Below are 15,276 nucleotides of genomic sequence, written 5' to 3' on the forward strand. Positions count from 1 at the left end.
CAGAAATAGACGATGAGCGCAGATTAGCCAAGGCCCAGAATGTCGACGACGAAGACGATGGTATCGGTGCCGCCAATGCCTGCGCCCTCGTTACCGGCTTCTCCATAGCCTTCACTCGGGGGCAATACCGCGATGATTTGCGAACCGACCTGCTGGCCCTCGAGCGCGGCTTTGAAGCCGGGTACTACTTGCCCGGTGTTAAACGTCGATGGCTCTCCGCGAGCCCAGCTTTCGTCAAAGATCTCACCGGTGGTCCAGTTCATTCCCACGTAGTGAACGACGACATCCGAATTCTCTTCTACCGTCTCGCCAGCACCCTGCTTGAGAACAGCGACAGAAAGATCTGCGGGCGGATCGGTGTCAGGGATCGTGATGGTCGGGCGGCCGTCGTCGTCGAGCTCGACTGCGGGGAAGCCATCTTCAGCAGGCTGGTCTTCACCATCGGCACGCGGAAGAGCAGGTTCAGCAGGCTCGTCAACAGAGACAACATCGACGATGAAGATAATGTCGTCGTCTGCTCCGACACCCAGCTGCTCGCGAGCAGCATCATCGGCAAAGGATTCTTCAGGCGGGATGACGCCCACTACGCGCGTACCAGCGGTCGAACACTCGATCGTCTTGACGATACCGACCAAAAATTGCTCTGCATCGACGGGGAACGGGGTAAGCCCGGTCTCGTCGTAGGTTGTAGCGGAAAGCTCTTCGCCTGTCGCTCCGCTAAACAGCGTGAACTGCACGTTAGCGGTGGCCGCTTCGACAGCAACAATGTCGCCATCGCCCGCAATCGCAACAGAGCGCTCAGTTTCAGACACATCCGTCGGGAAATCGATCGTGACCTCAGGCTTAACCCCAAAGTCACCACTAACTTCGACACCTTCAGACGCCGAACCGGATGCGGTCGGCGTGCAATCGCCGGAGTTCTCAGCAGTCGTCGAGCCGGCGGGAGAACACGCGGCAAGAGACGCCACAACGCCGATGGTCAACAGAAACGGAATCGCTTTACGCACAAGAACCCTTCACAGCAAGAACACGGAGCACCAATCCTCGCGCACTCTGGCTGTGCGTAGCGTGTGGAATCGCCGACGGTCCTACTCTGCGGCCGGCTCGACGACGATTCGTGGCTGGTGAAGTACGGGAAAGTTCACGGATGCCGCGATAAAGCACTTGCTGCTGGCTTCTGCGTGAGCATCCAGAGCATCATCCACGCTGCCCGCCGAGATAGTCACGACGGGACGCAACGTGACAGACGTGAAGTGACCCCCGCCGTTGTCGGTCTGCTTCATCGTGCCCGAGACCTCATCGCGGTAAGCCGTGACCACAATCCCGCGGCTCACAGCGACGTGCAGGTAACTCAACATGTGACACTGACTCAGTGCGGCGATCAAGAGCTCTTCGGGGTTCCACCGGTCGGCCGCCCCGTGAAATACCCGGGCGCTCGAACCGTCGATCGGATGCTTACCTACGGCCGTGATCTCATTGTGCCGTGAATAGCCACGGTAGTTCGTGGTGCCTTCACCAAGATTTCCGGACCATTCAAGGCGTACCTCAAAGTTATGGTCGATGTTCATTAGAACCTCCATCTCGGCCTGCGGGGCCAGCATCGGAGACCGCGGCAAAGCGATCACGCAGAACGTCTCTAGGTTTTACCGTAGCGGTGCAGGCTGAGAGGCATCGCGCCAGTTGCACACCGTTTAACCATTCGAGCGATCTCGATGAGCCGAGCGCTATAACGTAGGAGAGTGAATTCAGCATCGACAGCGTCACCCCTCGCCCTCACTGTCAACGACACCACCCAGCTGGCGGTGCTCGAGCGGTCAGCAATGATCGAGTCTCGGCATCTCGGCGCAGCGGTTGTCCTCTCCCCCGACGGCACAGAACTTCGCCGACTGGGCAACCCGGAAGCCTTGATCTACCCACGGTCAACCCTCAAGCCGATGCAAGCCGTCGCGGTACTGCGCGCAGGCGTAACGCTGACTGACGAACAACTCGTTTTGGCCAGCGCAAGCCACACCGGCAGCCAGCGCCATCAAGATGTCGTCGCCTCCACGCTCGCCGCCTACGGCCTGACTGAAGACGACCTTCGTTGCCCGCCTGATTGGCCCGCCGACTCCGCCACGCGTCGAGCCGCACACGCTCCGCGTCGACTCGCTATGAACTGCTCGGGTAAACACGCGAGTTTCTTAGCCGCTTGTGTCGTCAATGACTGGCCGCTCGAGAGCTACCTCGAACACGAGCATCCGCTGCAAGAACGCATCAGAAGCACCATCGTGGAGTTTACGGGCCAGCCTCTAGCTCACGAGGGAACGGATGGATGCGGAGCTCCCGTTTTCGCGATGAGTCTTGTGTCTCTCGCCACCGCCATTCAACACATCGTCATGGCGACCGACGAGCAAGACACGAATGCACACGCCCTCGTGAGCGCTATTCGCGGTAATGCGTGGGGGCTCGATATGCCTCAGGTCGCTGAAGCGATGGACACGCTCGGAATTATCGCGAAACGTGGCGCCGAGGGAGTACTGATTGCCGCGGCGCCTGACGGCACCACCGTCACCTTGAAGGTTCTCGACGGCTCCATCCGGCCGTTGCTGCCCGTGGGACTCTCGCTTTTGGCCGAAGCCGGCGCCCTCGATGCGGATGCCGTCGCGGGAGTACTGAAGTCAACAACCGAGCAAGTACTCGGCCGCGGTTTCCCGGTCGGAGAACTTCGCTTCGAACTGGCCTAGCCGCGGCCTCCGCCGCGCTAGTCGGTGTGAATTAACACACTCGTCCCCGCTGGCTGTGCTCAAAGCGCAGCTAACGGGGACGAGTAATAGCCGAGTTAGCCCTTGCCCGTTATGCGACGGAACTCAGCGTTGAACGACTGATCATCCGTCGTGTTGAGTGTGCGGAACGTGCTCGCGCGAGACATCGCTGTGGCGTTGGGGAAGGTGAACTGGTTCGAGGCCAGTTTGGGGAAGTTTTCGATCGCGTATTCGAGAGTTCCATCGACCGGGCTGACACAGCGGATCCACTCCACGACCTCGGTTGCGACCGCGGGGTCGTAATAGAAGTTCAGAAGTTTCTCGGCGTTCGCTTTGTGCTGAGCGCCTGCCGGAATCACGAGAGAGTCGGTAAAAAATGTGCCGCGTGAGCCCGGGAGCAAGAATTTGAACTTCTCGTAGCCCGCTTGAGCATTGAGCACGGCAATATCGCCGGCCCGCGCGAACCCAGCGAGCGCTTCGCCGGATTTGAGCTTGTCGATGTAGTCACTGCCGTACACCCCAAGAATGTGCCGTGAGGCAAGGTTGTCTTCGAGAACAGCGCTAGCCTTCTTGAACTCGTCGATCCCCCAACCTTCGTCGGAAATATCGACGCCCTGGGCGAGCAGCAGCATTCCCATCGTGTGACGCATCTCGGCAAGAACAACTACGTTGCCTTTGAGCTCTTCGTTCCACAATTGCTCGACCGAGACGAGACCCTTCGGGTACTCGTCGGTGTTCCACGCCAGCCCGATGAATCCACTCTGCCAGGGCAGGGAGTACTCGCGGTTGGGGTCAAAGTCGGGGCTACTCAGGGACTTCGTTAGGTTCTTCTTATTCGGGATATTCGCGTCGTCGAACTTCTGCGCGTAGCCGAAACGGATCAGTCGAGCCGCCATCCAGTCGCTGACACAGATGATGTCGGCGCCAGTGGGCTGCCCTAGGGAGAGCTGATCTTTCATCGTCAGATAGAACCCGACATTATCTTTAACAATCGGCTTGTACTCGACGCTGATCCCGGTTTCGCCTGTGAATGCTTTGAGGGTGGACGAGTGCCCGCTCAAGTCCTCGTCGATATACGACGGCCAGCTAGCCCACACGAGCGAACTGTCGCTCTCTGAAATATCGGTAGCGTCTGACCCCGCCGGCGCAGCACATGCGGCGAGCGCAAGCGCGGACATACCGACGCCGGCCCCCTGCAGCAATCGCCTGCGGCTGAGTTGAGATTGCTTCGCTTGCAGCATTAGCTGCTGGATCGCATGATCCTGCGGAAGTGCTCTCGTCACGTTTTCTCCTTCGCCCCCACCAGTTACACCGATGGTAGTGAGCGCAGTTCGGGTTGTTGTAGCCCCAGTTAGGAGGGGCTTTGCGCGCTTCACAATAATTCCATGGATGAGGAGCCATTGTGTGCAAAAAATGTGCCCAATTCGGGTACCCCCAACAGAGTCACTCATGGCGTCGAACTAGCGCAATTGGGTGACGGAACTCTCCGACAAGTGATGTGCGCTCGGAAGCTGCACTCGGTCAATGGGCACCCCGTTATTCACTCGCCAGAATTCGCGTGCACCGGGGGTGAGCGGCGGCGGAAGCTCTCGCGTTCGCGCAAGCTGACGGAAATCGCTGAGGCTACAAGCATCGAACAGGACGGTGGCATGATTCTGTAGCGACTGGATAGCACCCCACCGTGACTGCCAATCGTCGACCGAACCGATGAGCGCGACTGGCCCGCGCCCGCCACCGGCACTAACCAGAAGCTCGCGTTCGGCACCCGGCGGCCCCTCAATCAGCCGCACCGACCATCCCGCAGCCTCGCACGCCGCGGCAGCGACGGCGGGCCGAGAACTCACGACGGCCAGCCCGTCACCCCGGGCAACCATCGCTACTGCGGCGCGGTCGGCAACCGGCAAATAACGATCGCTCTGAGCAACCTGCACCCGTGCGCCCTGCCACAGCCCGCCGCCCTGCGGTAAAGCATCGTCGTAGTCCTCGCCGTGTCCTCCAGAAAGTACGAAGTCATTTTTGGAGGCAAACCGCAGGCGAAGCGTCTGGGGAAACAGTTGCGTGAGCGGTTGCACTGCGGCGGTAATTCTCTGGGCTGTTGCCACGATGACGATGCCGCACGCCGCGCCCTCGCGCAAGATGCGCGACATCCGTTCGAGTACGACAGGGCGGTATTCCTCATCGAAACGCGCCACCGTCGCGTCAAGGTCATCGATGATAACGAGCACCGCCGGCTGTGCCTCCCGCTTCTCCGCAACCTCATCGAGACGCGTGTACAGCTGGGTGAGGCCATCCCACACGGTTGCAGGATCGGTTCCCACGATCTGAACCGCGGTAGACGCCGCCTGCGCAAGAGTGTTGAGCACGGTACTTTTACCGCTCGATGAAGCCCCCAATACCAAGAGATGGCCGTCGGCTGAGGGCGACCAATGAGCTACCCCCTGGCGCTGCTCATCCGGGAGATCTGTCATTCCGAACACAACGGCGTCATTGAGTCGTTTGTCGCCGCGCTCGCCACCACTCGTTGCTTCATGCTCGAGCAAAGTCGAGAGCGAAATGTGCTCGGCGAGCGGCTCACACCACGGCCGCCGGGGTCTGCTGCTAGCGGACCATCGCTCGGCAACCGCGCGGATATCGTCGGAACCGACTAACGCGAACTGCGCGAGTTCTGCAGACGAGGAACCATGGGCGACCCAGGCTCGACCTTTGAGTTGAGCGGGCAGCTCAGCCGCTTTGTCGTTACCGATGACCGCGGAGCTATCGGCACCATTGTTGACCCGTAGCGATAGTCGCAGGTCAGCGTTGGCAAGCAGTGAATCCCGCACCACGCCTGATGGGCGCTGAGTACACAGGATGAGGTGCACTCCGAGCGAACGACCGCGCGCGGCAATATCGCTGAAAAGAGTGTGCAGTTGGGGGTAATCCCCCATCATCGCCGCGAATTCGTCCACCACAATCACCAGTCGCGGCACGCTCGAGAGGTCTGAAATATCTCGTACTTGTGCCTGCGCAAGCGCACGCTCGCGGTGCCTCAACTCCGCTCGGAGGCTAGAAAAAGCGCGCGCTGCGGTACTAGCGTCAAGGTCTGTAATGATGCCCACAGTGTGCGGAAGCTGAGCGAGCGATGCGAATGCCGATCCGCCTTTGAAATCGACGAGCAGAAATGTGACGTCTTCGGGAGCTGTCTCGGCCGCCATCGCAAGCACCCATGCAATCAGCAGTTCACTTTTGCCGCTTCCTGTCGTGCCTCCGACGATCGCATGGGGCCCGTCGACTACGAGATCAAGCATCACCGGGCGAGCACTGCCCATCGCTGGACTCGCTGAGAGGGAGCGGCGACGGCTCTCACGGGAGTACTGCGCGTCGCTCACCATTCGCGTCACGTCGGAGAACTGCACAGAATCCGGCACGTCGCCGAGCGCCGATGCCAGACCATCTCGCGCCGCAATGTCGCGTGCGACTCGCACCCATTCCAGTGCTTGTTCTCGGCCGAGAAACGAGGGCTCAAAATCGCGGCGTTGATGACGGTCAGGATGCCGCACGACAGCGACACTGTTCCCGCGAGCTCGAATCACGATCCGGTGCCCGCTGGGAGCCTGTTGTTCCTCGGTTACTACTGTGATGGTCACCCCGGGGTTTGATTCACCCAACCGTCCCCAGTGAACGCTGGCGACGTCGTCTCGCACGGTGGCGGGATCAGACGCGCGCGCAGCACTCTCACTTTCTTGCAGTTGGCGGTGTGGGAGCGCTTCTGCCCAGGCTTCGGAGAGGAATGCGCCGCCAAACCTCACCCAACTCGCGGTAGGGGCAAGGGTTCGAGCCAGTTGAATCGCCAGTGCTCGCGCCAGCGCGAGAGCCATGAGTCGGTTGCCAAAGATGACGATCCCTAAGCGGGCGTTGACGGCGATAGGCGCTCGATTGAGGTATTCCGCTTGTGTCGTGAGACTGCGATACATTTCTTCCACTTCGGGCGGCTGCGCATCCTGAGCACCGGTACGGTCGATCGCCACAGTGCTTCGAACGAGGCCGTACCCCAAGTGGACAGGGAGGGAGTCGGCTGGTTCGCCCATCCAGCGCGCCGCATCAGTGTGGGCGTCCTTGACGAGCATTATCGCGGAGGGCGTTTTCTCGGCAAGCTCAAGAAGTTCCCGGCGATGGAACGCCTGAATACTGCCGAGTGTCGACTCCGAATCGACCGCGAACCGCGAGCGCTCGGCCTTCCGCAGCGACCGCGCTGATACCCGCGAGTCGATGTAACTGCCCGTAGCAGCTAACGGACCGAGGGCCGCGAATATGAGCGCGAAGGTAGACCCGGTGATGAGCCAGATCGCTACTGACGCGACTACCGGCACGGTCGCCGCGACCACCGGAAATTTGAATGGCGCTGGCCGTTGTGGAGGCGCAGGAAGGGCAACACGAGGGCCAGAAGCGGGAGTATCGTTCACACCCTCACTTCATCAGTGATGGTGCTTCTGGTTGCCCGTGTGGCACCAACAGTGCGTCCGCTGTCTCCCCTCCGAGCTGTGGAGGAACGGACTTTCGTTCCGGGACTAGCTAACGATAAAGAACTGTTCCCCGATCTCGACTCGAGTACCGCGGACGACTCGGTAGCGCTTGCCTGGCTCGCACCGTTTCGGCTCAGCGCCCGGCTCGCGGACGATCGTGCCGTTGCCCGAGTAACGATCGCTAATCCAGAACACTCCGCTCATCTGCCCGAACTCAAGATGGGTCTTTGAGACCGACTTGCTGGGGTCAGTAATGGGCACGACGATGTCGAACTTTTCGGAAGGCTCGGGCGTGGGGTTTCGACCGATCAGACCATTTCCCGTGACGATGACGCTATCCCCCGTGCTGAACTGCAGCACAAACCGCGTCCCGGTAACACTGCGCTCAACGATGCGAGTGTCCTCAATGTCGACGTCATCAGCGCCCAAAGCGGCCAACGGAGTCGGCGGTGAGATTGGAAGCTCCACGCGTTGATCCGATTTCGGAGGTGGCGCGAGCACCGAGAATCCCGGCACGCTTGACGCGCTTGACTCGCGTGCCAATGATGACTCGGCTGAGGTCTCGCCTGACGCTCCCTGCTCGCTATCGAGCGCTTGAGGCCCTGCCCCATAGACTTGGCTTTCAGCGCGTGCACTTGTGGCGGGTTCCACAGCCTCGTCACTTCCGGGCTCGATCAGAGGAATTGCTTCTTCTGGCTCACCAGATTCAGTGTCTTGAACAGCCTCAGGCATGTCGTCGACGTCAAAGCCGGCTGCGGAGTCCGCGTCAAAGTCAGCAATGAAGCCATCAGCTGGGCTCTCCACGTCGGACGCCACGAATTCAGTCTCAGCATCCGCCGGAATGGCATCGGCGTTCAGAACGTCCCGAGACTCTGCCCGGTTCGCATCGCTTTCATCGTGCTCTGCCTCGTTCGCGTCCAAGGCAGCGGAAGACAAAGGTTCCACGCTCGTGTCTGCGCGATGGTCGGGAGCGACGACCGGATCGCTCACCGTTGGAGCGCCTTCGAGGAACGAATCGAGGGCTTCGGGTGCGGGCGCAGGTACGTTACGGGAACTCGGACCGACGCCGTGCCTGACAAACCCGCAGGAGCCACAGAAGATGTCAGAATCCGACAGGGCATCTCCACACTGCCGGCACGTTTCCTCCGTCACGGTGACTGTTTCTGCCGACGCAGCGGCTGGTCCACTTTCGTGCGCTGCGACCGTTGGTCGAGGTTCGATCGTCTGGTCAGCAAGGATCGCCGAGCGCGGTTGAGTTCTGTGTCCACTCGGTTCGGAGTCAGCGGCAGCCGGCTGCTCCGGTGCTGGCGGAGCGGGCCTGTCCTCGACGCGTTCAGAAGCGACCGGGGCGAAGGCCGATGCACGAAGGCGGTCGGCAGCGGTGAAAACTGTTTCTTCTTCCGGCGGGCGCACGGGTGCAAGGCGGCGGGGTCCCGAGTCAGCGACGGTGGTGTCCGGCCTGCCAACCCGACTGAGGTCGGGTTCGAACGCAGAGCGTTGCAATGGCTCAGGCTCGACGAGTGGTTCTGGCGAGGTCGCTTCTTCTCGAGCCGAGCGGATGCCGTCGTCGCCATTACGCTCGGCTTCAGCCCTCTGCTCCTCAGCTTCGGCCGCTTCGGCTCTGGCTGTGGCGTCTGCTTCGGCGGCAGCTGCCGCTTCTGCTGCCGCTTGGGCTGCTTCGAATGCTTCCGCCTCGGCTTGGGCTTCGGCTTGCGCTTCCGCCTCGGCTTGGGCTTCGGCTTGCGCTTCCGCCTCGGCTTGGGCTTCCGCTTCGGCTTCGGCTTCAGCTTCCGCTTCCGCTTCAGCTCGGGCCGCTTCAGCGCGCCCCGCTTCCGCTTCTGCTTCAGCAACCGCCTCGGCTTCTACACGGGCTGCGTCAGCTGCCGCTTCAGCGTCGGCTTCCGTGCGCCCTTCGCCCTGGCTAGCGTCGCTACCGGCATCGAAAGCGTCATCAAGAGCCTCGTCGGCGACTTCATCTGTCAGCACTTCCTCGATGGAAGCCGCCTCGGTGTACTCGATCGGCTGATGTAAGGACTCCGCTTGCGTCGCGATCATCGGTTCTGAATCTAGAACAGACTCATCAGCAGCACCGGGCACCTCGGATTCAGCTTCGCGTTCCGACTCGGTCGCGACCTCAGGAGAAAGCTCTGCTTCGGCCACGATGGCCGCATCGGCAGGCGGTTGTTCCTCCACTGGCAGCGCCAGACCTGCTAGCGCTGATTCGACCACTGGCTCACCTTCTGGCTCTACCTCTGGCTCAAATGCTGGATCTGCCTCTGGTGCGGGCTCAGATTCCAACTGAGCGCTGTGTCGGGCATCCGTCGCGTCCTCGATGAGATCTTGCGGATGCTGCTCGTCGCTGACCGACGACGACGCAAGTACGCTCTCCTGCTGACGATTGCTGAGTTCCTCCGCTTGCGTTTGCTCTGCGCCGGCTTCGACGTCAACGCGCGTCGGCGGCAATCCGATCTCGTCTGGCGCAGCACTCGCGAGCCCTGAGCTCACGGAGATGTTGCGGTCAAATGTCAATGCTTGAGGATTCGCTACCTCGTCATACGGGCCGTCCTCGTCAAACGGGAGCACCTCGTCATAGGGGCCGTCTTCGTCGAAGGGCATCACTTCTTCGGGGGCGGCGTCGATCTCGTCGTGCGAGGAACGAGAACCGTTGGCCCCTACCGGCGCAGACTCGACAGAGCGTTCAGACTGATTCTCTGCGTCATCCACACCGGCACCAGCAGCCCCGCCGGCAGTGGCACTGGCACTGGCACTGGGCGCAACACTGATATTTGCAGCATGAGAAAGAACCAGAGGTTCACCCAAACGGAGAGTGCGAGCACCTTCAGCCAACACATCAGGATGTTCGACGAGAGCCTGGCGCAGCGCTGCGGGGAGGTCGGCCGGAGTCTCGTCTACGCCGTCGTGAATGTCCGCATCCGCGGTGACATCGTCGCGTTCATCAGCCTGCGAACTGACAGAAGCATCAGAGTGGTGCTCCGCAACAGTGGCTTCAGTCGCCGCTTCCTCACTTGCGGCAACGATTTCCGCTGATGACGCGGCCGCGATCCCGTGTGCAGATCCCGCTTCGACGACCGACTCATCCGAAGACCGCACCGGTGCAGAATGATTCGAGTCACGCGCACGACGGCGACGAGATCCCGCGGGCGCCTCTGCTTTTTTACTCGCAGAGCGTTCGCCCACCATCGCAAGCTCGGGAGCAGACTCAGGAGTTAATGCGCCCCTGCGGGCACGGCGAGACATCGCAGGTCGGCCGCATTCGGCACAGTAGACGGCGTCGGCGGGCAGTTGCGTCGCGCAGAAAGAGCAATTCACGGGTGGTCCTCTATCGCTTAAACAGACTTGTGACACTATAACCACCGAGCGATCGCAGCGATATTTTGGTCTTGAACCGCGCCCAGCGCGACAGTCCAGTGTTCAGTTGACTCTCCAATTCCTTCACGTCCGTCCAGAACGCGTCGGCTTCGGCAAGTTCGGGCTCCACTCCGGAGAAAATGGCTTGGTCAGCCTGCTCTGCGAGAGTGCGAGCATCGGGAGTCGCCATGACGGCGGCGACCTCTGTGCGCGTTCCCGACGTTGGGGGTGCATAACCATGGTCGATCAATGAGTCCTCGAATTCTCGCCAGCCACCGCTGATTTGTTCCACAGTCGAGTCGGCTTTCTTGCGCAACTGTCGGCGTCTGACTTTCGCGGCGATGATCAAGAGGAACGGCGCAGCGATGATCAACAGCACCGCAAGGGTCCAACCCGCGGCGCGCAAAGCCGCGAGCACGGCTTGAAGCGTGGCATCGATATCAGGTTGCAGTGCTTGCTCACTATCGGGATTTGACTGTCGGTTGACCGTGTCCGACTCAATCTCCGGCGGCTGAACTACCGTTTGTGGTCGAGCGACTTGGGCAGTCTCGTCAGGATCTTCCTCAGGGATTTCCCGTAGCGGCGGATTCGGATCGATCGTAACCCAGCCGTACTCTGCAGTATTTACTTCAATCCATGCGGAGGCGTCGTTGCCACGAATTTGTTCACCCGACGTCACGAAACCCAGAACCACGCGAGCCGGAAAGCCCAATTCGTTCGCCATAATGGATGCCGCTACTGCGTACTGCTCAGCGTCTCCGATCATGCGCGGCGCCGTCACCAGCTCAGCGATTCGATCAGCAGAGTGCCCGGATCGACTCGCCGGCTCATCGATCCCCACGCCATGACTGACGTATCCGTCTGCCGCAAGTCCTGAAAGCATTGCTTCGAGTCGAGCGCCTGGAGAAGTCGAGCCACCAACGTAGGAATCAAGCTTTTCGGTGAGTTCCTCGGGGGCGTTCTGAATGGCCGGAACCTGCGCAAGGCCCGGAGTGAGGGATTCGATTTCGTCTGCACTCGGCTGTACCGGGGCTACACCTTCGAAAGCGTAGGAATCGCCGCTGGCGAGACCGTCGATAATGGCGGCGGTTCCAGAAACGTTGTTGTAGTAAAAGGAATCGCGAAGATCTGCGGCCCTAGCTCCGGAGAATTCAACCTCTTCAAAGAGCCCAACGGTGGGCAGCCACACGCCGGAATATCCAGCCACGGTCAGGTTCAGGTCGACGCGAGTACCCTCGACGTCCGATTGATCGAAGCGTGCGGGAACGCGGGAGAACGCCCCTGATTCGCTCGACGCGCGATCACTGCCGACGGCGTACACAACCCCGTTATAGCTATCGAGCGTAGCGAGGCGCACTCTCGTGCCCAACGGAACCCCGGACACTTCGAAAAGCACTGAATTCGCCGTGCTTGGTTGCCAATACCGCCGGAATCCAGCCAATGGGCTCACATAGTTTTGTGGGTCGAACGGCTCAACTATCGTCGTGCGCAGCACCGAGCGATTATTCGTGGGAGGTACTGCATTAGCGGCAACGAGAGCCGCGCCTGAAGCAATCGCCATGATCAGCAGGGCGCTGAGCGCCGTACGCACGCCAGCGAATCCGAACTCGCGCTTGCGACGCTCGCTACCAGCATCACCCCTCGCCGCTTCTAATGCGTTGACCGTGTCCCGCCGGCGACGCCACCGGAACCACGCAAGGGATAGAGCGATAACCGCGAGCAGTGCAAGGGAAAGGGCGATCGGCTGATCAGGGTACGTCGGTCCGAACGCGAGCGCCATGACAAAAATTACGATGGCCGGAACCACGGAAAGCTCCGGGATCTTTGAGCGGAAAGCGAGGCTCAGCGCGATAACGCTTCCGAAGTACACCAGTACAAGAGCCGGCACCAAGAGCGACTGATAGTCCCCCACCGGCAACGAGATTGTCAGTAGCTGTTTCCAACCAAGCGCGACGCCCAGCACCAGATCGCTCAGTCCGTCGAGCGAGGGGATAACGCCCCACTGGGTTTTTGCTGGCACCGCTACCGGAACTCCGACAGCGAGGAACACGAGCATCGAAACGATCGCAGTGACCCCGAACGACCAGGAACGCCAGAGTGCGAGAGAGGCGACGAGCGAACCGGCGATGATCGAAACGGCAATCAGTACGGTGAGCGCCGGAGTGCGATAGATGGGCCAGAGCGCAGCGGATGCGATGGCGATCGAAAGCCAGAGCAAAACAGCAGAAACGACAATGAACGAGCGAGAACTAATTTTTGTCATGCTCCCGCCGATCGCGAGAGTGCTCGTTTCAATTCTTCGAGGTAACCGATCGTCAGCACGCTCAGTCCAGCCACGCGACGCAGCCCGGGAATGGCCTCGGGGTCGCAGACAATAGCAACGACTTCGATGTTCGCAGCGAACTTTGTCGAAGCGGCACGCAGCTGCTGAGGGGTAACCGTCGATCCGCAAATGAGGAAAGCAACGGAGACACCGTTCGTCTGCTCCGACGTTACTCGCGCGAGGTCGATGAGTCGAAGAGCGGTCTCAGCGCTCTGTACCCGAGTCAGATCATCTAGCAGACGCGTACCGGTCAAGGTCGAGAGTGCGCGAACCGCGAAAATCTTGCGTTTAGCGAACTGCGGCGTTTGCGCACTGGCCACGACGGTCACGCTTCGTGCATCGCGAATTGCCTGCGCACCCAGGGATCCGGCGACACTAACCGCCATCTCGAATTCGTATTCGTTGTCGTAGTCTGCGCTTGCCAGGCTCAGCGCGATTACGAGGTGACTTCGGCGAGTCTCTTCGAACTGTCGAACCATGTAGCGACCGGTGCGAGCAGTGGACTTCCAGTGGATGTTTCGCCGCTCGTCACCCCGTACATACTCACGCAAAGCATGAAACGAGATGTCGTTGTTGGCAAGGTCACGCGTGGGGTTGCCCTCAAGGTCACGAATCAAACCAGTGCTGACGCTAGGAATACTAATGGTGCGTGGGTGCACAAAGATTTCCGCCGAGTCCGTCCAGACGAGTTCTCGACGCACGAGCCCTACGGGATCGGCGCGAACGGTCCGTACCGGACCTACGGTGATCACACCGCGTCGCTGAGTGGGGATGGCGAACTCGTGCGCTGCCGTTCCGCCCGGGCGCAGACTGGGAAGGACTGCCTCCGCCACAGTCGTCGCGACGGGAATTTCAGCGACGACGCCGAAACTGCGATGCTTCCCTTCGTTCTCTCCGTGAACTTCACCCGTCGCGGACTCCCCCACCACGACGCGCTGATGCTCGACTCGAAGAGTGATGGACAGGTGACTGCGACCCAGGAGGTACACCGCAGCCATGAGAGCGATCACAATGAGGGCAAACCCCACCACAACGAGTTCCTCCCAGGCGATCGAGTAACCAACGATCAGAGTGAGCGGGATGAGAACAAGAACGACCCAACCAACAGGAGTGATGACAGACGTCACTCGCTGTGCAAACCGAGCAAAAGCTCGCCGCGCGACAACCGCAAATCGAACGAGCGCGACGATCAGGTCGGCAAGAAAACCCGTGCGGTACCCAACAATGCGTGTTCTGGCATTGTCGAGACCGCGGATCGCCGTCGGGAATTCGCTATCCGAGCGCGTTCGATCGCCGCTCGGACCAGACTGCTCCGCCGCGGTGTGATTTGGTTGCCCTTTCGCTGAGCGGTTCAGAAGTGAACTCACACGGCTTGCCGTTCTGTGGGCGGTGGATTTTCGATCAGGATTTGAGCAATCACGCTCGAAGCCGTGACGCCTTCGAACTCTGCTTCCGCGTCGATTACTAGACGATGGGCGAGAACGGACTCGGCGAGAGCCTTGACGTCGTCCGGTACTACGTAGTGACGACCGTGAGACGCCGCAAGGGTCTTTGCCGCGCGCATAAGCGCGAGAGCACCGCGAACGCTGACGCCGAGCCGCACTTCTGTCGTGTTACGAGTCGCCTCCACCAATCGGCTGACGTAGTCGTTGATGGTCGGGTCAACGTGAACCGTGCGAGCGAGCTGCGCCATCTCCACTACGAGTTCTGCGCTGACGACGGGCTCGATAGTTGTCGAATGAGCGGCAACGCCCGCGCCGTCGAGGATGCGCAGCGTCGAGGCACGGTCGGGATAGCCGATGGACGCTTTCATCAGGAACCGGTCAAGTTGGGCTTCCGGAAGACGGTACGTTCCCGCCTGCTCGATGGGGTTCTGCGTTGCGATGACCATGAAGGGCGAGCCGACAGGGTGCGTGACGCCGTCGACAGTGACTTGCCCCTCCTCCATGACTTCGAGCAGGGCTGCCTGAGTTTTCGGGCTTGCGCGGTTAATCTCGTCAGCTAAAACGATGTTCGAGAAAACCGGCCCGGGATGAAACTCGAACTCGTTCTCGCGCTGATCGAAAATACTGACACCGGTGATGTCGCCGGGAAGCAGGTCTGGTGTGAATTGGATGCGGTTGGTTGTTCCCGAGACGCTCTGAGCGATTGCTCGCGCAAACGAAGTCTTTCCCGTACCCGGGTAGTCCTCCAGCAAAAGGTGGCCTTCGCTGAGCAAGGCAGTGAACCCGAGGCGCACGACAAAAGTCTTACCGAGCAGAACTTGCTCAACGTTCGTGACAAGTCTGTTGAAGCTTTCTGCGAACCATGCGGCTTCGTCGGGGGTCATGGTCATAGTGAA

Annotated in this window: 9 protein-coding genes; 1 reads left to right on the forward strand and 8 read right to left on the reverse strand. The window is 60.6% G+C overall.

The features are described 5' to 3' along the window. Window positions 1-23: 23 nt before the first annotated feature. On the reverse strand, window positions 24-1,007 hold the full coding sequence (locus ESZ53_RS00675) for an FKBP-type peptidyl-prolyl cis-trans isomerase (protein WP_129071073.1): 984 nt from the start codon (window positions 1,005-1,007) through the stop codon (window positions 24-26). An 81-nt stretch (window positions 1,008-1,088) separates the two neighbouring features. Continuing rightward, window positions 1,089-1,568, reverse strand: a complete 480-nt coding sequence (locus ESZ53_RS00680) for an OsmC family protein (RefSeq protein ID WP_129071074.1) — start codon at window positions 1,566-1,568, stop codon at window positions 1,089-1,091. A gap of 171 nt (window positions 1,569-1,739) precedes the next feature. Between ESZ53_RS00680 and ESZ53_RS00685 the strand changes: the two genes are divergently transcribed. Next, a complete protein-coding gene (locus ESZ53_RS00685; protein WP_129071075.1) occupies window positions 1,740-2,723 on the forward strand; it encodes an asparaginase in 984 nt (327 codons plus the stop codon). A 95-nt stretch (window positions 2,724-2,818) separates the two neighbouring features. On the opposite strand, the gene ESZ53_RS00690 is transcribed toward ESZ53_RS00685, so the two are convergent. The 6 genes from ESZ53_RS00690 to ESZ53_RS00730 form a co-directional block, all read right to left on the reverse strand. Further along, the gene (locus ESZ53_RS00690) at window positions 2,819-4,024 is read right to left on the reverse strand and encodes a PotD/PotF family extracellular solute-binding protein (RefSeq protein ID WP_129071076.1); all 1,206 of its coding nucleotides are present in this window, start codon (window positions 4,022-4,024) and stop codon (window positions 2,819-2,821) included. Window positions 4,025-4,201: 177 nt separating this feature from the next. Next, window positions 4,202-7,183 carry an FtsK/SpoIIIE domain-containing protein gene (locus ESZ53_RS00695; RefSeq protein ID WP_129071077.1) on the reverse strand — a complete coding sequence of 994 codons (2,982 nt, stop codon included), beginning with the start codon at window positions 7,181-7,183 and terminating at the stop codon, window positions 4,202-4,204. A gap of 105 nt (window positions 7,184-7,288) precedes the next feature. Continuing rightward, complete coding sequence (locus ESZ53_RS14255; RefSeq protein ID WP_168187165.1) at window positions 7,289-10,354, reverse strand: FHA domain-containing protein; 3,066 nt, start codon at window positions 10,352-10,354, stop codon at window positions 7,289-7,291. A gap of 229 nt (window positions 10,355-10,583) precedes the next feature. Then, window positions 10,584-12,875, reverse strand: coding sequence for a transglutaminase domain-containing protein (locus tag ESZ53_RS00720; protein ID WP_129071081.1), 2,292 nt, complete (start codon window positions 12,873-12,875; stop codon window positions 10,584-10,586). Further along, window positions 12,872-14,302, reverse strand: coding sequence for a DUF58 domain-containing protein (locus ESZ53_RS00725; RefSeq protein WP_129071082.1), 1,431 nt, complete (start codon window positions 14,300-14,302; stop codon window positions 12,872-12,874). The genes ESZ53_RS00720 and ESZ53_RS00725 overlap by 4 nt, the downstream gene beginning before the upstream one ends. Further along, on the reverse strand, window positions 14,299-15,270 hold the full coding sequence (locus tag ESZ53_RS00730; RefSeq protein WP_129071083.1) for a MoxR family ATPase: 972 nt from the start codon (window positions 15,268-15,270) through the stop codon (window positions 14,299-14,301). Before ESZ53_RS00730 ends, ESZ53_RS00725 begins: the two co-directional genes overlap by 4 nt. Window positions 15,271-15,276: the final 6 nt, after the last annotated feature.

Source organism: Salinibacterium sp. UTAS2018, assembly GCF_004118935.1.
Taxonomy (GTDB): Bacteria; Actinomycetota; Actinomycetes; order Actinomycetales; family Microbacteriaceae; genus Rhodoglobus.

Excerpts from the sequence above, each read along its gene's own strand:
- ESZ53_RS00730 (WP_129071083.1), bottom strand. The coding sequence starts at position 15,270 with ATGACCATGACCCCCGACGAAGCCGCATGGTTCGCAGAAAGCTTCAAC.
- ESZ53_RS00720 (WP_129071081.1), bottom strand. The coding sequence starts at position 12,875 with ATGACAAAAATTAGTTCTCGCTCGTTCATTGTCGTTTCTGCTGTTTTG.
- ESZ53_RS00680 (WP_129071074.1), bottom strand. The coding sequence starts at position 1,568 with ATGAACATCGACCATAACTTTGAGGTACGCCTTGAATGGTCCGGAAAT.